This window comes from Candidatus Hakubella thermalkaliphila, assembly GCF_013281975.1.
GTDB classification, from domain to species: Bacteria; Actinomycetota; Humimicrobiia; order Hakubellales; family Hakubellaceae; genus Hakubella; species Hakubella thermalkaliphila.
The window spans coordinates 1-1127 of record NZ_BLRZ01000279.1 but is presented as its reverse complement, the minus strand read 5'-3'; the positions used below and the strand labels follow the sequence as shown (position 1 = coordinate 1127).

General features: G+C 47.6%; 1 protein-coding gene and 1 pseudogene. Both read right to left on the bottom strand.

Features of this window, described 5'->3' with window-relative positions:
• Positions 1-335 precede the first annotated feature (335 nt).
• Complete coding sequence (locus HW443_RS11545; RefSeq protein ID WP_176238258.1) at positions 336-689, bottom strand: phosphohexomutase domain-containing protein; 354 nt, start codon at positions 687-689, stop codon at positions 336-338.
• Positions 674-1127: pseudogene (locus HW443_RS11540) on the bottom strand (phosphoglucomutase/phosphomannomutase family protein); the annotation flags it as partial. The gene HW443_RS11545 and the pseudogene HW443_RS11540, both read right to left, overlap by 16 nt.

Genomic DNA, 1127 nt, shown 5'->3' with positions numbered 1-1127 from the left:
AGAAATTGCCCTACATATTGAACCAAGATTCTTAAGTATCGCTGTAGGGTTAAGCTGGCCCCTGGGAAAAATAGAGACTCTTCCCTCGTTGCCATAGATTGCCGGCCCCTGCTAACTGGTTGTGGATAGAGAGCACACTTTGCGGTGGGGAGGCCTAAGTGCAGCCAGCAATTCTCTAGCCACTGCGGGCCACTTGCTGTTCCTCGCCTCCCACATCTCTGGGATTTTTGGCCACTATTCTGTCCTTGGGATAGTATCTACTAAAAAATATGTCCTTTTTAATCACTTCTCCATTTTGCTTTACAATCCTGGTTACTAAAAAGGTCACGCCATAACTAATACTTTAGGACTATATCAAGAGTATAATCCTTCAATCTCCCCAAAAGACCCTTATCCCTGGCTTCCACGTAAGCCCTGACCAGGGGCTCAGTACCCGAAGGTCTTATCAGGAACCAGTGACCTCCCTCCAGTTCTATTTTCAGTCCATCTAGATCAGTAATCTTGACCACGGGAAGACCAAGGCAGCTTTTGGGAGCATGAGTTCTTAACCTTTTCAGAAGAAACCGCTTCCTCTCTTGAGATACCTCGATGTCCAGGCGCTGGTTGTAGAAGTGGCCATATTTCAGGTAGAGTTTGTTTAGCAACCAGGACAGGGGCTGTCTGAACTCCGCGGTTACTTCAATGGCCAAAGATCGGCCAGGATCCCGTCTTTCTCCGGAATGTGGCCCTGGACACTTAAACCTCCACTTTCCTCTCCCCCTATAATTACTCCATCTTCTAACATCTTCTCACAAATATACTTAAACCCCACCGGCGTTTCCTCAACCTGAATACCCAAGTCACGGGCTCTCGCATCGATGAAATGGGTAGTAGCGACAGTTCGGACAGCCTTGCCTTTCTTAAAACCCTTTATGGCAGTCAGATAATAAAGAAAGAGGGCGATAAGTTCATTGGGCTTGAGATATACTCCTCTGGAATCTATTACTCCGAATCTATCCCCATCTCCGTCCAGGGACACCCCGATATCTGCCCCTACCTCTTTCATTTTCACCTTCAGATCTCCCAGATTCTGCTCGCTGGGATCAGGCAGACCCCCCCCGAAGAGTACGTCTCTATGATCATGAATA